Genomic DNA, 16639 nt, shown 5'->3' on the forward strand with positions numbered 1-16639 from the left:
CCCAGGGTGCCCCACGGTGCAGCGCGCGGTACGACCGCCCGTGCGACGGCGACGACCGGGTGGCCCCGGCCCCGGGTTCAGCGGTCTCAGCGGTCGTTGGGGCGGCGGTGCGGGGGTTGTGCGGGGGCGGGGCGGTCGGCGGCGGTGGGGACCGTGCGGACGGCGGGGCCGTCCGTGCTCAGTGTCACCGGTTCGCCGTGGTGGCCGATCCGCAGGGGCGGGCCGGAGAGCAGTGTGTAGGTGGCCTTCTCGGGGGTGATCTCCACCCGCAGGCGGCGGCCGAGCAGTTGCAGTGAGAACGCCAGGCGGCTGAACCGCGCGGGCAGACGCGGGGCGAAGCGGACGGCGTCGCCGTCGTGCCGCAGCCCGCCGAAGCCGGCGACCAGGGCCATCCAGGCGCCCGCCAGGGAGGCGATGTGCAGTCCGTCGCGGGTGTTGTGCTCCAGGTCGGCGAGGTCCATCAGGGCGGCCTCGGCCGTGTAGTCGTACGCGAGGCCCAGATGGCCGGCCTGGGCCGCGACCACGGCCTGGACGCACGCCGAGAGCGAGGAGTCCCGTACGGTCAGCGGCTCGTAGTAGGCGAAGTTGCGGGCGATCTGCTCGTCGTCGAAGTGGCTGCCGCAGGTGTACATCGCCAGGACCAGGTCCGCCTGTTTGACGACCTGTTTGCGGTAGAGGTCGAAGTACGGGAAGTGCAGCAGCAGCGGGTACTGGTCGGGGCGGGTGGCGGCGAAGTCCCAGCGCTGGTAGCGGGTGAAGCCCGCGTGCTGCTCGTGCACGCCGAGTTCGTGGTTGTACGGCACGTACATGGCCTCGGCGGCGTCCCGCCAGGCGGCGCTCTCCTCGTCGTCCACGCCGAGCCGTTCGGCCTGCTCGGGATGGCGCCGCACCGCGTCGGCGGCGGCCAGCAGGTTCTTCCGGGCCATCAGGTTGGTGTACGTGTTGTCGTCGGCGATCGCGCTGTACTCGTCGGGGCCGGTGACGCCGTCGAGGTGGAAGGCGCCCTCGTGGTCGTGGTGGCCGAGCGAGCGCCACAGACGCGCGGTCTCCACCAGCAGTTCCAGTCCCGCGTCACGCTCGAAGCCGGTGTCGCCGGTGGCCGCCGTGTAGCGGGTCACGGCGTCGGCGATGTCGGCGTTGACGTGGAAGGCGGCGGTCCCGGCCGGCCAGTAGGCGGAGCCCTCCGAGCCCTCGATGGTCCGCCAGGGGAACGCGGCGCCGGACAGGCCGAGCTGGGCCGCGCGTTCCCGGGCGGCGGGCAGGGTGCTGTGCCGCCAGCGCAGCGCCTGGGCGACGGCGTCGGGCGCGGTGTACGTGAGCAGGGGCAGGACGAACGTCTCGGTGTCCCAGAAGGCGTGGCCGTCGTAGCCGGAGCCGGTCAGGCCCTTCGCGGGGATCGCCCGTCCCTCGGCGCGAGCGCCCGCTTGCAGGACGTGGAAGAGGGCGAACCGGACGGCCTGCTGGATCTCCTCGTCGCCGTCGACCTCGACGTCGGCGCGCGCCCAGAAGTCGTCGAGGTACGCCCGCTGCTCGCCGAGCAGTCCCGCCCAGCCGCTGTGCGCGGCCGCGGCCAGCGCCGCCTCCACCTGGTCGCTCATCGCGGGCCGGGAACGGGTGCCGGACCAGCCGTGGGCGACCAGCTTCTCCACCCGCAGCCGCTGTCCGGGCTCCAGCACGGAGGTGACCGTCAGCCGGGCCACGTCGACGTTGCTCTCCGCGGACGTCGTGGTGCGTTCCGGGCCGCTGACGGTGTGGTCGGCGGCGACCGCCACGCGCAGGCCGCTGCGCCGGGTGCGGTGCACCAGCCGCAGCCGCAGCCCGTCCGCGAAGTCCTCCTCGGGTTCCAGCGGCGACTTCAGCGCCCGCGCGGCCCGCGGGTCGCCGTTCGGTTCGGGCAGGCTCTCGTTGGCGACCAGCTCCGACTGGATGACGACGCGGGTGCGGCTGTCGACGGGTTCCACCTCGTAGGCGACGGCGGCGACGGCCCGCTGGGTGAGCGAGACCAGGCGCGTGGAGCGCACCCGGATGGTGGAACCGGCCGGGGAGGTCCACTCGCAGACCCGCTCCAGGACGCCGCGCCGCAGGTCGAGGGTGCGCTCGTGGGCGACGAGCCGTCCGTAGCGCAGGTCGAACGGCTCGTCGTCGACGAGCAGCCGCAGCACCTTGCCGTTGGTGACGTTGATGACGGTCTGGCCGGACTCCGGGTAGCCGTAGCCGGCCTCGGCGTACGGCAGCGGGTGCAGTTCGTGCACTCCGTTGAGGTAGGAGCCGGGCAGCCCGTGCGGTTCGCCCTCGTCGAGGTTGCCGCGCCAGCCGACGTGCCCGTTGGACAGCGCGAACACCGACTCGCTCTGCGCGAGCACGTCGAGGTCGAGGCCGGTCTCCCGGACGGTCCACGGTTCCACGGCGTACGACCGCTGCGCTATCACTCGGCCTCCCCGAGCTCGGCGAGGTCCTTCACCACGACGTCCGCGCCGTGCGCGTACAGCGCCTCGGTCTGTCCGACGCGGTCGACGCCGACGACGTACCCGAAGCCGCCCGCGCGGCCTGCGTCCATGCCGGCCAGCGCGTCCTCGAACACGGCCGCCCGCCCGGCTTCCACGCCGAGGTCGCGGGCGGCGGCCAGGAAGGTGTCCGGGCGGGGTTTGCCGGGCAGCCCGCGCTCGGCGGCGACCACGCCGTCGATCCGTACGTCGAACAGGTCCTCGGCGTCGATCGCGCGCAGCACGTCCCGGCAGTTGGCGCTGGAGGAGACGATCCCGGTGCGCAGCCCGTCCGCGCGGACGGCCCTCAGATAGCGCAGGGTGCTGTCGTAGGCCTCGACTCCGCCGGTGCGGATGCGTTCGAGGAGCAGTTCGTTCTTCCTGTTGCCGAGGCCGTTGACGGTCTCGGCGTCCGGCGGGTCGCCTGGTCCGCCCTCGGGGAGTCCGATGCCGCGGGAGGCGAGGAAGGTGCGGACGCCGTCGGCGCGGGGGCGGCCGTCGACGTACTCGTCGTAGTCGGCGACGGCGTCGAACGGCCGGAAGCCCTCGCCGTCGCGGGCGCGCAGGAACGCGTCGAACGTCTCCTTCCAGGCGGCCGCGTGGACCACGGCCGTCCTGGTGACGACGCCGTCGAGGTCGAAGAGGCAGGCCTGGACGGTCGTGGGTAGACCGAGTCGCGTCATCTCCGTCATGGATTCACGGTTCCCCGCATTCCGTCATCCAGCGGGTGGCGCACGCCACAACACGCGGACCGGGCCGTCTTCGTCGTGCGATTCACCGCCCCGCCGGGGCGGTTCGCCGGGCGGCGGTGCGAAACTCTCGGCGTGCCGCTCACCTTCGACGACCTCCTCGCCCGTGCCCGGTCCCTCGCCCCGGACGGCCGGCGTGCCCTGCTGGGTATCGCCGGGGCGCCCGGCTCGGGCAAGACGACACTGGCCGAGCGCCTGGTACGCGCGCTGAACGGGGCCGGTGAGCCCTGGGTCGCCCATGTGCCGATGGACGGCTTCCACCTCGCCGACGCGGAACTGGACCGGCTCGGCCGCCGGGCCCGCAAGGGCGCCCCCGACACCTTCGACGCGGCCGGGTACGCGGCGCTGCTGCGCCGGCTGCGCGAGGAGGGCGACGGCGAGGACGTCGTGTACGCGCCGGGCTTCGAGCGGGTCCTGGAGCAGCCGCTCGCCGGTGCCGTGCCGGTGCCCCGGTCGGCCCGGCTGATCGTGACGGAGGGCAACTATCTGCTGCTGGACTCCGGCGCGTGGGCGCGGGTGCGGTCGCAGCTGGACGAGGTGTGGTTCTGCGAGCTCGACGAGGCCGAGCGGATCCGGCGCCTCGTCGCCCGGCACGAGGAGTTCGGCAAGGCGCACGCGGACGCGGTGGCCTGGGTGCGGGGCACGGACCAGCGCAACGCCGACCTGGTGACGGGGACCCGGGGCCGGGCGGACCTGGTGGTGCCGGTGGCCGGCCTGACCGGGTGACGAGCCTGGTCAGCGCGGTCCGTGAGCTATGTTGAAACGCGTGGGAAGCAAAGGAGGCGCACCGGTGCCATCGCCGCAGCAGGCACGCGCGCAGGCGTCCGCGATCACCTCGGGGAAGACCGCGCCGGAGGTGGCGGCCGCCCCGACTTCCCAGCTACGGCAGCTCTTCGACCAGCCGCGGCTGTCCCCGGGGCAGCGGCGCATCGCGCAGTACCTGATAGAGCACATCACCGAGGCGGCGTTCCTGTCGATCACCGATCTCGCCGAGCGGGTCGGGGTGAGCCAGCCGTCGGTGACCCGGTTCGCGGCGGCGGTCGGCTTCAGCGGCTATCCGGCGCTGCGCGAGAAGCTGCAGTCGATCGCGCTCGGCGCGCTGGCGGGCGGCCCGCCCGAGGAGGACCGGGCGAACGAGCTGCAGGCGGCGGTCGACGCGGAGATCGAGAACCTGGAGAACCTGCGGCGCGACTTCGCCGATCCCGACCAGGTCATCGCCGTGGGCCGGGAGCTGTCCTCGTCGACGCCGCTGACCGTGCTGGGGCTGCGCATCTCCGCGTCGCTGGCCGAGTACTTCGCGTACGCCGCGCGGCGCATCCACCCGGATGTGCGGGCGGTGACGCTGGGCGGCAGCGTCGCGTACGACGCCCTGCTCCAGTCCCGGGAGGCGGGCGGCACCTGGGTGCTGGCGTTCTCCCTGCCCCGGCACGCGCAGGAGACCCTGACCGCGGTGCGGGTGGCGCGGGACGCCGGGCTGCGTGTCGCCCTGATCACCGACCTCGCGCTCGGCCCGGTCGCCGACGAGGCCGACGTCACCTTCGCCACCGGGACGGGTTCCCGGCTGGTCTTCGACTCCTACGCCGCGCCCGGGCTGATGGCCGCCGCGCTGCTCCAGGCGATGACCGACGCCGACCCGGAGCGCACGCAGGCCCGGCTGGAGTCGTACGAGCAGATCTCCGACCAGCACCAGTTCTTCCTGCGCGACTGATCGCGGCGTACCCCTACCGACGAATACCGACACACGGGGACCACTCGCTTCAAAGCACGCATGAATGTTTTCATACGTCTTGCAAAGGCGATGGCATATATAAATACTGCTCGGGATCCCGCACCACAGCGGACTCCCGAAGCCGCCGTCCTACCCACGACGGCCCGGGCGTTCGAGAGGGCGCCTCGCGCGCCCCAGGGCGGCGGACCCCCGGTCATCCCCTAGGCCGGGGGCCCGCCGCATCCGTCGTCCCATCCCAGCGACGCAGCACATTGGAAGCGATGCCCCTATGCCCCTGACGACCACGCGCATCAGCCCGGACTGGCCGTGCCAGGTCAAGACTCCCGGCAGCTACGACTGGGAGCGCTCGGCCGCCAAGTGGCTGCGCGAGCTGGTGCCGTCGCGGTACGCCAGCTATCCGGCGCTCATCCGCCACCCCGTACTGCTCGCCCGGCACGCCCAGATCCAGGTCCAGCAGGAGATCCGCGTCGCCCGCACCGCCCTGCAGACCGCCCGCGCCGATCTGCCCCGCCTCGGCATGCCCGAGTCGGTCATCGAACACACGATCAAGCTGTACGCCGCGGAGGTACTGCAGCTCCAGCACATCGCCCGCAGTGTGCGCGCGGTGAGCCAGGCCCTGGTCGAGCACACCGGGAACCGCTGACCGGACGACCGACCGTACGGTCGGAATTCATGACCACAAGGCCGCGCCCGAACCCGCCCCTGTATGCCATGCTCGTGCCGTGACGAGCGAGTCTGCCGGGTCCGCCCGGCCCGGGGCCGGACCCGACGCGCCCGGATCGGCCGGGTTCGTCGCGCGGCAGCGTGCCGAGCGGGACCGGCTGCGGGATCTGGCGGCCACCTCGGCCGTGCTGGAGCGTGCCAAGGGCGCGCTGATGGCACTCACCGGATGCTCCGCCGAAGCCGCCCACGAGGAGCTGCGCGAACGGGCGCGGGCCAATGGCCGCACCCTCATCGAGGAGTGCTGGCTGGCGCTCGGAGAGCTGGCCGACGCGACGCCGCCACGGCCGTCCCGCTCCCCCGCCCCGGGCGGCGCCGTCCCCCGCTCCCGCCCCCGCGAACCCCTCGGCGCCGAGGAGGAGACCACCGCGCTCGGCGTCCTCGGCAAGGCACTCGTTCGAGTGGACTCGCCGCAGGCCCTCGCACGGTGCCTGCTGGACCACCTCGGGCCCGGCGTCGACGCCGACGCGGTGATGATCTACGCCCGGGTGCCCGTGGGCGGGCTGGAGCTGATCGGGCACGCCGGGATGGAGGACACGCTGGCCGAGCAGTGGCGCCGCGTCCCGCCGCTGGCCGGCATCGCCCCGCTGGAGGCGCTGCGCACCCGCGAACCGTGCTGGCTGGAGGACGCCGGGGAGAACGCCCACCGGTATCTGCTCATCGGCGAGCCGCCCGAGCGCTGGCCGTCCCGCGCCTGGCTGCCCGTGGTCTCCGGGGACACCGCCGACGTCGCGATCGGGGTGCTGCGGGGCCGCCCGGGGGCTTTCCCGCCGCGTGTCCGGGAGGAGTTGCGGGCCGTCGTCCGGCTCTGCGCCGGCCGGCTGCGGGCCCTCGACGCCCGGCCGGAGCCCGCGACCGGCGAGTCCTCCGACGCCGTACGGAAGCTGTTCGACACGCTGCCCGGCGCGGCCGTGGTGCTGACCCCGCTGCGCGCGCCCTCCGGCGAGGTGGACGACTACCGCATCGACGCGGCGACCGCGGAGGCGGTCGACGTCGTCGGGCGCAGCGGCCGTGCACTGGTGGGCCGGCGGCTCCTGGAGTGCTGGCCTCCGGTGGCGGACGAGGCGGTGTGGCAGGGCTGCCTGCACACGCTCGCCACCGGGGAGCCGTACGAGGGGGAGCCGTTCGGGCAGCCGGACCTCGTGGCCGGGGTCGCGGAGCTGTCCACGTACCGGGTCCGGGCGGCCCGGCTGGGCGGCGGACTGGTCGTCAGCTGGGTGCGCCACGACCTCTCGGCCCAGCAGGAGCAGCGCCTGGAGGACGTGCAGCGGCTGGGCAACCTGGGCTGGGCGAACTGGAACCTGGTCACCCACGAGGTGACCTGGTCCGAGCAGGTCTTCACCGTCCTCGGCCTGGACCCGGGGCGCGGCCCGCTCCGGCTGGCCGAACTGCCCGGCCTGGCCGTGCCCGACGACGTGGCGGCCCTGACCCGGGCCCTGGACGGGCTGACGACCGAGGGGCGACCCGCGGACGCGCCGTTCCGGATCCGGGCGGCGGGCGGGGTGCGGCATCTGCGGATCGTCGCCGAGGCGGTGACGGACCTGCGCGGCACACCGGTCGAGGTGCACGGCTTCCTCCAGGACCTCACCGCGCAGCGGCGGGCGGAGCTGGCGCTGGTGGCCAGCGAGCGCGCGATGCACACCCAGCACGGGGCGCTGCGAGCCGAGCGGGCGCTGGCCGGGCGGTTGCAGCACGCGCTGCTGCCGCTGCCGGAGACGCCGCTGCGGCTGGCCGGGCTGCGGGTCGAAGTCGCCTATCTGCCCGCGCAGTCGGGGGTGCAGGTCGGCGGCGACTGGTTCAGCGCCATCGAACTGCCCGACGGGGCCGCCCTGTTCGTCGTCGGCGATGTCGCGGGCCACGGCGTCGGCGCGGTCGCCACCATGGCCCAGCTGCGCTTCACCGCCAAGGGCATGGTCATCACCGGCTCGTCGCTCACGGGCGCGCTGGGCCGGCTCAACACGCTGCTGCGCCACTCCCGCGACTCGCACGGCACGGCGACCATGGTGCTGGCCCGCTACCAGGCCCGGGGCCGGCGGCTGGAGTGGGCGCAGGCCGGGCATCCGCCGCCGCTCCTGCTGCGCGACGGCGAGGCGCGCTTCCTCGGCCGCCCGAGCGGCATGCTGCTGGGGGTGGCCACCGATCCGGCGTTCCAGGAGGCCGAGTGCGTGCTGCGGCCCGGGGACCGGCTGCTGCTGTACACGGACGGACTCGTGGAGCGCCCCGGGGAGGGGCTCGACCGCGGGCTGGAACGGCTGGCGGAAGCCGCCATGGCCCATCACTGTGACGGATCGGGCTCGTTGGAGCCGTTGCTCGCGGCGATGCTGGCGGGCGAGCGGCGCGACGACGTGTGCGTGCTCGACATCCGCGTTCCCGAGGAGACGTCCGGCGCGGCCTGAACAGCCTGAACAACCACCCGTGGACAGCGGGCGCCGGTCAGCGGTGCTCGCCGACGGGCGCCTCGGCGTCCGCGCTCCCCTGCGAGCGGTGGACCTCGTCCTGGGCCAGCACGGCCAGCAGTGACGCGACGGTCAGCCCGGCCTCGGCCGGGTGACGCAGCACCTTGCCCGGCTCGATGCGGTACGTGTTGCCGCGCCCCTCCCGCCGGTGGGAGAGGTAACCGGCCTCCTCCAGATCCGCGATGATCTTCTGCACCGCGCGTTCGGTCAGCCTGCAGTGCGCGGCGATGTCGCGGATGCGGGCGTTGTGGTCATCCGCGATGGCGGCCAGCACACGCGCGTGATTGGTCAGAAAAGTCCACCCTGCATGCGGTTCAGGCACTCCACCCATGCGGCCATCATAGGACCTCTGCTTCCCGCATTTCAAAACGCGAAACAGATTTCATGTATCCCTTGACGTATGACCGTTCGGGAGCCCAGCCTGTTAGGCGAGGGCAGGCAGGTATTCGAGGGAGAGTCGGCCATGCCGGAGTCTGAGGACCGTCCGTCCACCGCGGTCGGCAGCCCTGGACTGATGATCGAGACGTACCCGGACGACAGCCGGGTGCTCGTGGCGGTGTCCGGCGAACTCGGCCTGGACGTCGACGCCGAGCTGCGCGCCGCCCTGCGCGCGGCTCTGGCGGCGGCGGACGAGGCCGTCGAACTGGACATGAGCGGCGTCGCGTTCTGGGACTGTTCCGCCCTGAACGTGCTGCTGGCGCTGCGGGAGCAGGCCTTGGCCGAGGGCAAGGGCGTCGCCGTACGCGCCGCCTCGCCGATAGTGGAGCGGCTGCTCACACTCACCGGCACCCTGCCGCTGTTCACACCCGATGCCGGGGACACCGGGGACACCGGGGACACCGGCGTCGGGCGGCGACTGGGCGCGGAGGTCGTACAGCTGCGCCGGGCCATGCAGACCCGGCCGACGATCGATCTGGCCCGCGGGGTGCTGATGGCGTCGTTCGGGCTGAGCCGGCAGGACGCCTGGGAGGTGCTGGTCGCGGTCTCGCAGCGCACCAACACCAAGCTGCACCGGCTCGCCGACGACTTGGTCGAGGCAGTTCAAGGCGGGCCGCTGTCCGAGCAGGTGCGGCACGAGGTGGCGGCAGCGGTGGGCCGGCTCTCCGCCTCCCGGGAGCGGGAAGCGGACTGAGCCGTCAGGCGGCGGCGAGGAACCGGTGCAGGGAGGCCGTGAGGGCGGCGACGAACGCGTCCCTGCGGTCCTGCGGGAGGACGTCGAGGGAGAGGTAGGGGTTGAGGTCCTCCAGCTCGACCAGCAGCAGTTCCCCGCCGGGTGCCCGGCAGGCGTCGACCCGCTGGATGCCGTGTCCGACGGTGTTCCAGTCGATGAAGCGCCGGGCGAACTCCAGGTCGTCCGGGGTGGGTTCGTACGGCTGGAGGTCCCAGCGCCGGCCGGGGTCCGGGGCGTACAGGGCGTACTGGAAGTCGTGGTCGACGTAGTAGAAGGAGACCTCGTAGGCGAAGTCGACGTAGGGCTGGACGAGGACGGTGCCGTCGGCGAGGCCGGGCAGCGCGTCGCCGGACACCACCCGCAGGCCTATCGAGTCGGCGCCGAGCTTGGGCTTGACCACGTAGCGCTCGGCGCGCGGCAGCCGCTCCAGGTCGGCGGCGCGGTCCACGGTCGGGACGACGGGGAAGCCCGCCGCGCTCAGGTCGGGCAGATACTGCTTGCCGGCCATGTCCGCGCGGCCGGTCAGCTGGTTGTAGACCCGCGCCCCGGTGCGCAGCGCGTGCGCGCGGAAGGCGTCGTAGGCGTCCCGGTATCCGAGGACGGGCCCGCTGTTGCGGACCACGACGGCGTCGAAGGCGTCCATCAGCGCGACCGCGTCCCGCGGATGGCACAGGGCGAGGTCGAACTCCGCGCGCAGCCGGGAGGTCAGCTCGATGTCCTCGTCGCAGTAGCGCCGCCCGCGCGCCGGATAGGCCAGGTCGGTGACATAGAGCAGGCGGGGGCGGGGCATGCGGTCTCCTGGGCGGGGGCGGGGCGGTGGGGCCGGGTGCGGTCAGGGTACGCGGACGCGCGTGCGAGGTACTGAGTTCCCTCGGAGCGCAGCACTGAGTGCCATCCGGCGTGCTACGTTCGCGTGCATGAGCTCCAGCAGTGCGACGCCCGGGCGCGACGAGCGGGCGCGGCCGGCGGGCGCGAAGCCCCCCATGCGGGACGCCCTGGTCGCCGCGGCCTTCCGGCTGTTCCTGGAGCGGGGGTACGAGCAGACCACCGTCGACGACATCGTGGCGCTGGCCGGGGTGGGGCGGCGGTCGTTCTTCCGCTACTTCCCGTCCAAGGAGGACGTGGTCTTCCCCGACCACGAGCGCTGTCTGGCCGACATGACGGCGTTCCTCGCGGCCGGCGAGGGCGACGAGGAGCCGGTGCGCCGGGTCTGCGACGCCGCCCGGCTTGTGCTGGGGATGTACGCCGAGAACCCCGCCTTCTCCGTGCAGCGCTACCGGCTCACCAAGAAGGTGCCCGGACTGCGCGCCTACGAGCTGTCGGTGGTCTGGCGCTACGAGCGCGCCCTCGCCGAGTACCTGCGCGGGCGGTTCGCCGGCCGGCCCGACGGCACGCTGCGCGCCGACGTGATCGCGGCGGCGGTCGTCGCGGCGCACAACAACGCGCTGCGCTCCTGGCTGCGCTCGGACGGGCAGGGCGACGCGGGCACGACCGTGGACCACGCGCTGCGGTATGTGCAGTCGGCCTTCGGCGCCGCGCCTCCGGAGCCCGCCGAGGAGCGCCCCGAGGACGTGGTGGTGGTCGTCTCGCGGCGCGGGGCACCGTTGTGGCGGGTGGTGCAGGAGATCGAGACCACGCTCGGCCGGACCTGAACACGAGCCGAAAATTGGGGGTACGGAGTGCCTTTACTCATGGCACTCAGTGCCATAACCTGTCGGCGTGCACGGTGGCACGACGAGCCGCGCACAGGCGTGCACGGTGAGCCGCGCACGCGGGATTTCCGGCCCAGCGCAGGGAGTTGACCAGCGTGTACCACCACTCAGGAAGCGCCGCTCAGCAGGCAGCCGGCTCCGCGGCGGGCGTCCTCGAACCCCGGATCGACCGCGCGTCGGCCGACGACGAGTCCATCCTCTTCCAGCGCTGCACCTGGTGCGGCACCGCGATGTACCACCGGCTGCTGTGTCCGGTGTGCCAGGGCAGCGACCTGCGCACCGAGCGCAGTGAGGGCATCGGCACGGTCCGGCACTCCACGGTGGTGCACCGCAACACCCCGGCCGCGCGCAATGTGTCGCTGATAGAGATGGCGGAGGGATTCGTGGTCCGCGGCCGGGTCATGGGCCCGCCGATCGGCATCCACAGCGGCGACCGGGTGCGGCTGTCCACCGCCAAGGACCCGGTCCGCGGCGAGCCCGTCTTCCAGCTGGTCGACGAGCCCTACCGCGCCTGGAGCTGACCGGACGTCACCCGGTCTGCCCGCCGGCCGGCTCCAGACGGATGCGGATGCCGACCGTCCCGTCCGTGCCGCGCCGCAGCCGGCTGCCGAGCAGGGTGAGCCGGCCGAGGACGCCGTACTTGCGGGCGATGAGCGCGCGGTAGCGGGCGGTGGTGGCCGCGTCGCAGATCTCCGCGGTGGCCTCGACCGCGTCGCCGGTGCGGTTGCCGCGCACGTCGCAGGGGGCGACCCGGACCCGCGCGTTGTTGCGGATCCGCTTCACCTTCCAGGAGTCGGCGACCGTCCAGGCGCCGAGGGCCCCGTCGTCCTCCACCACCCACACCGGGGTGTCGACGCCGGTGCCGTTCCTGCGGTAGCTGGTGATCAGCAGATACTTGCCCGCACCGAGCCGGGTCGTCGGGGTCGTCTCGTCCATGACGGGAGTCTAGGCACACCCCGCACGGGTTGCTCACCCCGTCTCCCCCGCGCGGTCGCTCGCTCCCCCGCAGGGTTGCTCACCCCGCCGCCCGTGCCATCCGCCGCACCGCCTCGATGATCACCTCGGGCGGGGTGGCCAGGTTGAGCCGGGCGTGCCCGGCGCCGCCCGTGCCGAAGGGGAGCCCGGAGTTCAGGGCGACGCGCCCGCGCCGCAGGAAGACGTCCGCCGGGTCGTCGCCGAGGCCGAGGGCGCGGCAGTCGAGCCAGGCCAGGTAGGTGGCGTCGCCCGGGCGGTGGCCGATCGCGGGCAGGTGCCCGGCCAGCAGCCCGGCGAGCAGGCGCCGGTTGTCGTCGAGGCCGGCCAGCAGGGCGTCCAGCCAGGCCGTCCCGTCGCGCAGCGCGGCCGTGTGGGCGACGACGCCGACGTGACTGGCTCCGTGACCGACCTCCTCCGGCAGCCGGGCCAGGTCGGCGGCCGCGCCGGGCCCCGCGACGGCGACGGCGGCCTTGAGGCCGGCGAGGTTCCAGGCCTTGGACGCGGACATCAGCGACAGACCGCGCTCGGCACCCGGCACGCTCAGGTACGGCACGAAGGCGGTGCCGCCGAGGACCAGCGGCGCGTGGATCTCGTCGGCGACGCCCCGCACCCCGTACCGCTCGGCGAGGGCGGCGACGGCGGACAGCTCCTCGGCGGTGTGCACGGTGCCGGTGGGGTTGTGCGGGCTGCACAGCAGGTAGGCGGCCCGGCGGCCGCCCGCGGCCGCTTCCCGGAAGGCGTCCTCCAGCCCGGCGAGGTCGATCCGCAGGTCGGCGCCGAGCGGAGACTCGGCCACCTTCCGGTCCATGTGGGTGACGAACTGGAAGAACGGCGGATACACCGGCGGGTTGACCACCACCGTGTCGCCGGGCCCGGTCACCAGCTTCAGCATCTCGACGACGCCCAGCATCACGTCGGGCACGATCGCGGTCCGCTCCACGGCGAGCCCGTCCCAGCCCCATCGCTCGGCCGCGAACCCGGCCAGCGCCTCGGCGTAGTCGGTGCCCGCCGCGTAGCCGGTGTCGCCGAGCGCGAGGGCGTCGGTGACCGCCCGGACCACCGGCTCGGCCAGCGGGACGTCCATCTCGGCCACCCACACCGGCAGCACGTCCTCGGGATAGGTGCGCCATTTCATGCTGGTACGGCGGCGCAGCCGGTCCAGGCCGAGGGCGCGCAGCGGATTCGGTTCGCCGGTCGTCTCGTGCGGGATGCTGGTCATGGGGCACAAGATAGGCGGCTGTGCGGTGAGCGGGAATCATGCGGACGGGGCGACCCGGGCGGGCCCGGTGATCGAGGTGGGCTGCGACGAGTCGGGCTCGGACGGGGAGAACCTGACCGGCGGCAACACCGATGTCTTCGCGCACGCCGGTGTGCGGCTGCCGAGGGAGGCGGCGGCCGCGTACGTACGGGAGATCCGGGACCGCGTCGGCTCGCCCGCCGAGGAGTACAAGGCGAACCATCTGCTGCGGGAGAAGCACCGGGCGGTGCTGGAGTGGCTGCTGGCGCCCTCGGGGCCGCTGCTGGGGCACGCGCACGTGCATCTGACGCAGAAGGCGTTCTTCGTAGTCGACCGGGCCGTGGATCTGCTGCTCGGCGATCCCGCGGCGGCCGTGACACTGTTCCGCGACGGCCGGTCCGTCTTCGGTGAGGAGCGGTGGCGGGAGTTCCTGGCGGCGGCCAACCGGCTGCTGCGGGTCCGCAACGACGGCGAGCCGGGCGCGCCCGTGGAGGCCTTCTTCCGCGCGGTCGCGGCCCTGCGCACGGCGGACGCCGGGCGGTCGGAGGCGACGGCGATCGTGGGGCGGCTCGCGGCGGCCCGGCCCCGGGCCGAGGCGTACCGGGCGCGCTGCCTGGACAGCCGGGCGCCGATCCCGGTGCTCAACCCGCTGCTGCCGGCCATCGTCGGGACGGCCGCGCACTGGAGCGCGGGCGGACGGGCGGTGCGGCTGGTCCACGACGAGCAGAACACGCTGACGCCGGACCGTCTCGCCTGGATCGAGGCGGCCGCCCGGCGTGCCGGGGTCGGGCTGGCCGGGGTGCGGCTGGTCGACTCACGGCTGGACGCGCGCGTGCAACTCGCCGACTTCCTCGCCGGCATCGCCCGCAGGATCGCCTCCGACGAGCTGGAGGAGCGGGCCGACCCGGCGCTGACGACGCTGCTCAGGCCGTACGTCGACCCGCGTTCGGTGTGGGGTGACGCGCGCAGCTGGGCGCGGCTCGCGCCGGTGGGCGCGGCCGGGGCGGACGGCGAAGGGGCCGAAATCGCCGGAGGGTCGGCAAAGATCAACTCATCGGTCTAGATTGCTCCTTGACACCCCACCGCATTCCGGCATCCCAGGAGCTGACCCCGTGACCGAGAACCCGACCGCCACGGACGGCGTGGCCGATTCCCTGCGCGAGCGCATCAACACCTCCCAGCCGCACACGGCCCGGATCTGGAACTACTGGCTGGGCGGCAAGGACAACTACGAGGTCGACCGGGCGGCCGGTGACCAGATCCGTCAACTGCACCCGGGCATCGGCGAGTACGCGCGGGCGGACCGGCTGTTCCTGGGGCGTGCCGTGCGGCATCTCGTCGAGGAGGTGGGCATCCGTCAGTTCCTGGACATCGGCACCGGCCTGCCGACCGCCGACAACACCCACGAGGTCGCCCAGCGCCTCGCCCCGGACGCGCGGATCGTCTACGTCGACAACGACCCGCTGGTCCTCGCCCACGCCCGCGCGCTGCTCACCAGCACGCCGGAGGGCCGTACCGCCTACCTGGACGAGGATCTGCGCAACGTGGACGCGATCCTCGAACACGCCGCGAAGACCCTGGACTTCAGCGAGCCGGTGGCGCTGATCCTGCTGGGCGTGGTCATCTTCATCGGCGACGACGAGGACCCGTACGGCCTGGTGCGGCGGCTGGTCGACCGGCTGCCGTCGGGCAGTCACCTGGTGCTGTCGCACACCATCACCTCGCCGTCGATGCCGGACGTGGACGAGGCCGTGAAGTTCTGGAACGAGCACGGCACCCCGAAGCTGACCCAGCGCACGCCCGAGGCCGTGACCCGCTTCTTCGACGGTCTGGAGCTGCTGGAGCCCGGCGTCGTGTCCTGCTCGCGCTGGCGCCCGCGGGACGCGGACGGGACCGAGCCGGAAGAGGTCGCGATGTTCGGCGGGGTGGCCCGCAAGAAGTGACGCCGGCCCCCGCCCGGGGGTGAACGCGTCCGGCTCCCGGCACGTATGCGAAGGAGGGCACTCGACTGCCGGAGGCCCCCGCGGTGTCGCCACCGCGCATTCGGGGTTCGGGAGCCATGCATGAGGCACGTACGACGACGGATCGTCCGGCGCGTCACCCGGCTGGCGGCCGTCGGCGGCCTGCTGCTCGGGGCGACGATGGTCACCCAGGCCGTGGCGAGCCCGCCGCCGAAGGACTCCGCGCCGGTCACCGGCGCGGACCTCGTGACCCGGCTCGGGGCGGAGCGTACGGCGGGCAGCTGGATCGGTGCCGACGGACGTCCGGTGGTCGCGGTCACCGACCGGGACACGGCCGCCGAGGTGCGCCGGGCGGGCGCCGCGGCGAAGGTGGTGCCGCACAGTCTGAGCGAGCTGAAGTCGGCCACGGCGGCGCTGCGTTCGGCGCCGCGGGTGCCCGGCACGGCCTGGACGGTGGACTACCGGAAGAACGAGGTGGTGGTACGGGCCGACCGCACCGTCTCCGCCGCCGACTGGGCCCGCCTCACCGAGCTCGCGGCGGACATCGGCGGCTTCGTCCGCATGGAACGCACCACGGGCACGTTCACCACCAGGCTGAACGGGGCCCAGCCCATCCTGTCGACCGGCGGGCGCTGCTCGGCGGGCTTCAACGTGACCGACGGCCGGCGTGACTTCATCCTCACCGCCGGGCACTGCGGGCCCACCGGGTCCGTCTGGTTCGCCGACGGCGAGGGGACCCGGGAGGTGGGGCGGACGGTCGCCGGGAGCTTTCCGGGCGCCGACTACTCGCTGGTGCGGTACGCGGGCGGCCGGGCGGGCGAGGGTGCCGACGTGGTGGCGGTCGGCGGCGGGCGGGGTGTGCGGATCACCGGGGTGGCCGATCCGGCCGTCGGACAGCGGGTGTTCCGCAGCGGCGCCACCACCGGGCTGCGCGACGGGCGGGTCACCGCGCTGGACGCGACGGTGAACTATCCCGAGGGCACGGTCACCGGCCTGATCGAGACGGACGTGTGCGCCGAGCCCGGGGACAGCGGCGGACCGCTGTTCGCCGAAGGGGTCGCCTTCGGGGTCACCTCGGGGGGCAGCGGGGACTGCCGCACCGGGGGTACGACGTTCTTCCAGCCGCTGACCAAGGCGCTGACCGCGCTCGATGTGCGGCTGATCACCGCCGAGGGGGCGGTCGGCGGGGAGTCGGCGGGGTCGTCGGGCTCCGCGGCGCAGAACGCGATCGATCCCGGCGCTCCGGCTCCGGCGGCGGGCGGCGGGGAGGGCCCGTCCCTGTACGCGCGGCTGGCGGACCCGCAGAACGTCGGTCCGGGCCTGCTGATCGTCGCGGGGAGCCTGGTCGCGCTGGTGGCCACGCGGTGGATCCGCACGGAGCAGGACCGCAAGGCCTACCAGCGCCAGTACTCGGCGACCTGGGGATGATCCGAGGAGGGGGGTGGG

General features: G+C 73.7%; 16 protein-coding genes. 10 read left to right on the forward strand and 6 right to left on the reverse strand.

Annotated elements, in window-relative coordinates; genetic code table 11:
* Positions 1–86: 86 nt before the first annotated feature.
* Together AMK31_RS08845 and AMK31_RS08850 are read right to left on the reverse strand one after the other, a co-directional pair.
* Positions 87–2429, reverse strand: coding sequence for a glycoside hydrolase family 65 protein (locus tag AMK31_RS08845; RefSeq protein WP_073939825.1), 2343 nt, complete (start codon positions 2427–2429; stop codon positions 87–89).
* Complete coding sequence (locus AMK31_RS08850) at positions 2426–3166, reverse strand: beta-phosphoglucomutase family hydrolase (RefSeq protein WP_073940130.1); 741 nt, start codon at positions 3164–3166, stop codon at positions 2426–2428. Before AMK31_RS08850 ends, AMK31_RS08845 begins: the two co-directional genes overlap by 4 nt.
* Positions 3167–3307: 141 nt before the next feature.
* On the opposite strand from AMK31_RS08850, the gene AMK31_RS08855 reads away from it, so the two are divergent.
* From AMK31_RS08855 to AMK31_RS08870, 4 genes are all read left to right on the forward strand, one after another.
* A complete protein-coding gene (locus tag AMK31_RS08855) occupies positions 3308–3958 on the forward strand; it encodes a nucleoside/nucleotide kinase family protein (protein ID WP_073939826.1) in 651 nt (216 codons plus the stop codon).
* Between the two features lie 64 nt (positions 3959–4022).
* The gene (locus tag AMK31_RS08860; RefSeq protein ID WP_073939827.1) at positions 4023–4940 is read left to right on the forward strand and encodes a MurR/RpiR family transcriptional regulator; all 918 of its coding nucleotides are present in this window, start codon (positions 4023–4025) and stop codon (positions 4938–4940) included.
* Between the two features lie 289 nt (positions 4941–5229).
* The gene (locus AMK31_RS08865) at positions 5230–5604 is read left to right on the forward strand and encodes a hypothetical protein (protein WP_073939828.1); all 375 of its coding nucleotides are present in this window, start codon (positions 5230–5232) and stop codon (positions 5602–5604) included.
* 79 nt (positions 5605–5683) lie between these two features.
* Entirely contained in the window at positions 5684–8077 is a 2394-nt protein-coding gene (locus AMK31_RS08870) for a SpoIIE family protein phosphatase (protein ID WP_073939829.1), read from the forward strand.
* A 37-nt stretch (positions 8078–8114) separates the two neighbouring features.
* Here AMK31_RS08870 and AMK31_RS08875 read toward each other — a convergent pair whose 3' ends face one another.
* Positions 8115–8468: a helix-turn-helix transcriptional regulator gene (locus AMK31_RS08875; protein WP_073939830.1), complete on the reverse strand. Its 354-nt coding sequence runs from the start codon at positions 8466–8468 to the stop codon at positions 8115–8117.
* 132 nt (positions 8469–8600) lie between these two features.
* Here AMK31_RS08875 and AMK31_RS08880 point away from each other — a divergent pair, with 132 nt between their 5' ends.
* Positions 8601–9269 carry an STAS domain-containing protein gene (locus tag AMK31_RS08880; protein WP_073939831.1) on the forward strand — a complete coding sequence of 223 codons (669 nt, stop codon included), beginning with the start codon at positions 8601–8603 and terminating at the stop codon, positions 9267–9269.
* 4 nt (positions 9270–9273) lie between these two features.
* Here the strand turns inward: AMK31_RS08880 and AMK31_RS08885 are convergent, their stop codons facing one another.
* A complete protein-coding gene (locus AMK31_RS08885; RefSeq protein WP_073939832.1) occupies positions 9274–10098 on the reverse strand; it encodes a hypothetical protein in 825 nt (274 codons plus the stop codon).
* A gap of 127 nt (positions 10099–10225) precedes the next feature.
* Here AMK31_RS08885 and AMK31_RS08890 point away from each other — a divergent pair, with 127 nt between their 5' ends.
* Together AMK31_RS08890 and AMK31_RS08895 are read left to right on the forward strand one after the other, a co-directional pair.
* Entirely contained in the window at positions 10226–10960 is a 735-nt protein-coding gene (locus AMK31_RS08890; RefSeq protein WP_073939833.1) for a TetR family transcriptional regulator, read from the forward strand.
* A 155-nt stretch (positions 10961–11115) separates the two neighbouring features.
* Positions 11116–11541: a Zn-ribbon domain-containing OB-fold protein gene (locus AMK31_RS08895; protein ID WP_073939834.1), complete on the forward strand. Its 426-nt coding sequence runs from the start codon at positions 11116–11118 to the stop codon at positions 11539–11541.
* A 7-nt stretch (positions 11542–11548) separates the two neighbouring features.
* On the opposite strand, the gene AMK31_RS08900 is transcribed toward AMK31_RS08895, so the two are convergent.
* Entirely contained in the window at positions 11549–11956 is a 408-nt protein-coding gene (locus tag AMK31_RS08900) for a PPOX class F420-dependent oxidoreductase (RefSeq protein WP_073939835.1), read from the reverse strand.
* A gap of 79 nt (positions 11957–12035) precedes the next feature.
* Positions 12036–13214, reverse strand: a complete 1179-nt coding sequence (locus AMK31_RS08905; RefSeq protein WP_073939836.1) for a MalY/PatB family protein — start codon at positions 13212–13214, stop codon at positions 12036–12038.
* A 25-nt stretch (positions 13215–13239) separates the two neighbouring features.
* Between AMK31_RS08905 and AMK31_RS08910 the strand changes: the two genes are divergently transcribed.
* The 3 genes from AMK31_RS08910 to AMK31_RS08920 all read left to right on the forward strand — a co-directional run bounded on the left by AMK31_RS08910 (position 13240) and on the right by AMK31_RS08920 (position 16621).
* Entirely contained in the window at positions 13240–14295 is a 1056-nt protein-coding gene (locus AMK31_RS08910) for a DUF3800 domain-containing protein (RefSeq protein ID WP_073940131.1), read from the forward strand.
* 49 nt (positions 14296–14344) lie between these two features.
* The gene (locus AMK31_RS08915) at positions 14345–15175 is read left to right on the forward strand and encodes an SAM-dependent methyltransferase (RefSeq protein ID WP_073939837.1); all 831 of its coding nucleotides are present in this window, start codon (positions 14345–14347) and stop codon (positions 15173–15175) included.
* A 120-nt stretch (positions 15176–15295) separates the two neighbouring features.
* Positions 15296–16621, forward strand: coding sequence for a S1 family peptidase (locus AMK31_RS08920; protein ID WP_073939838.1), 1326 nt, complete (start codon positions 15296–15298; stop codon positions 16619–16621).
* Positions 16622–16639 lie beyond the last annotated feature (18 nt).

Source organism: Streptomyces sp. TSRI0107 (assembly GCF_001905845.1).
In the GTDB taxonomy this organism is placed as follows: Bacteria; Actinomycetota; Actinomycetes; order Streptomycetales; family Streptomycetaceae; genus Streptomyces.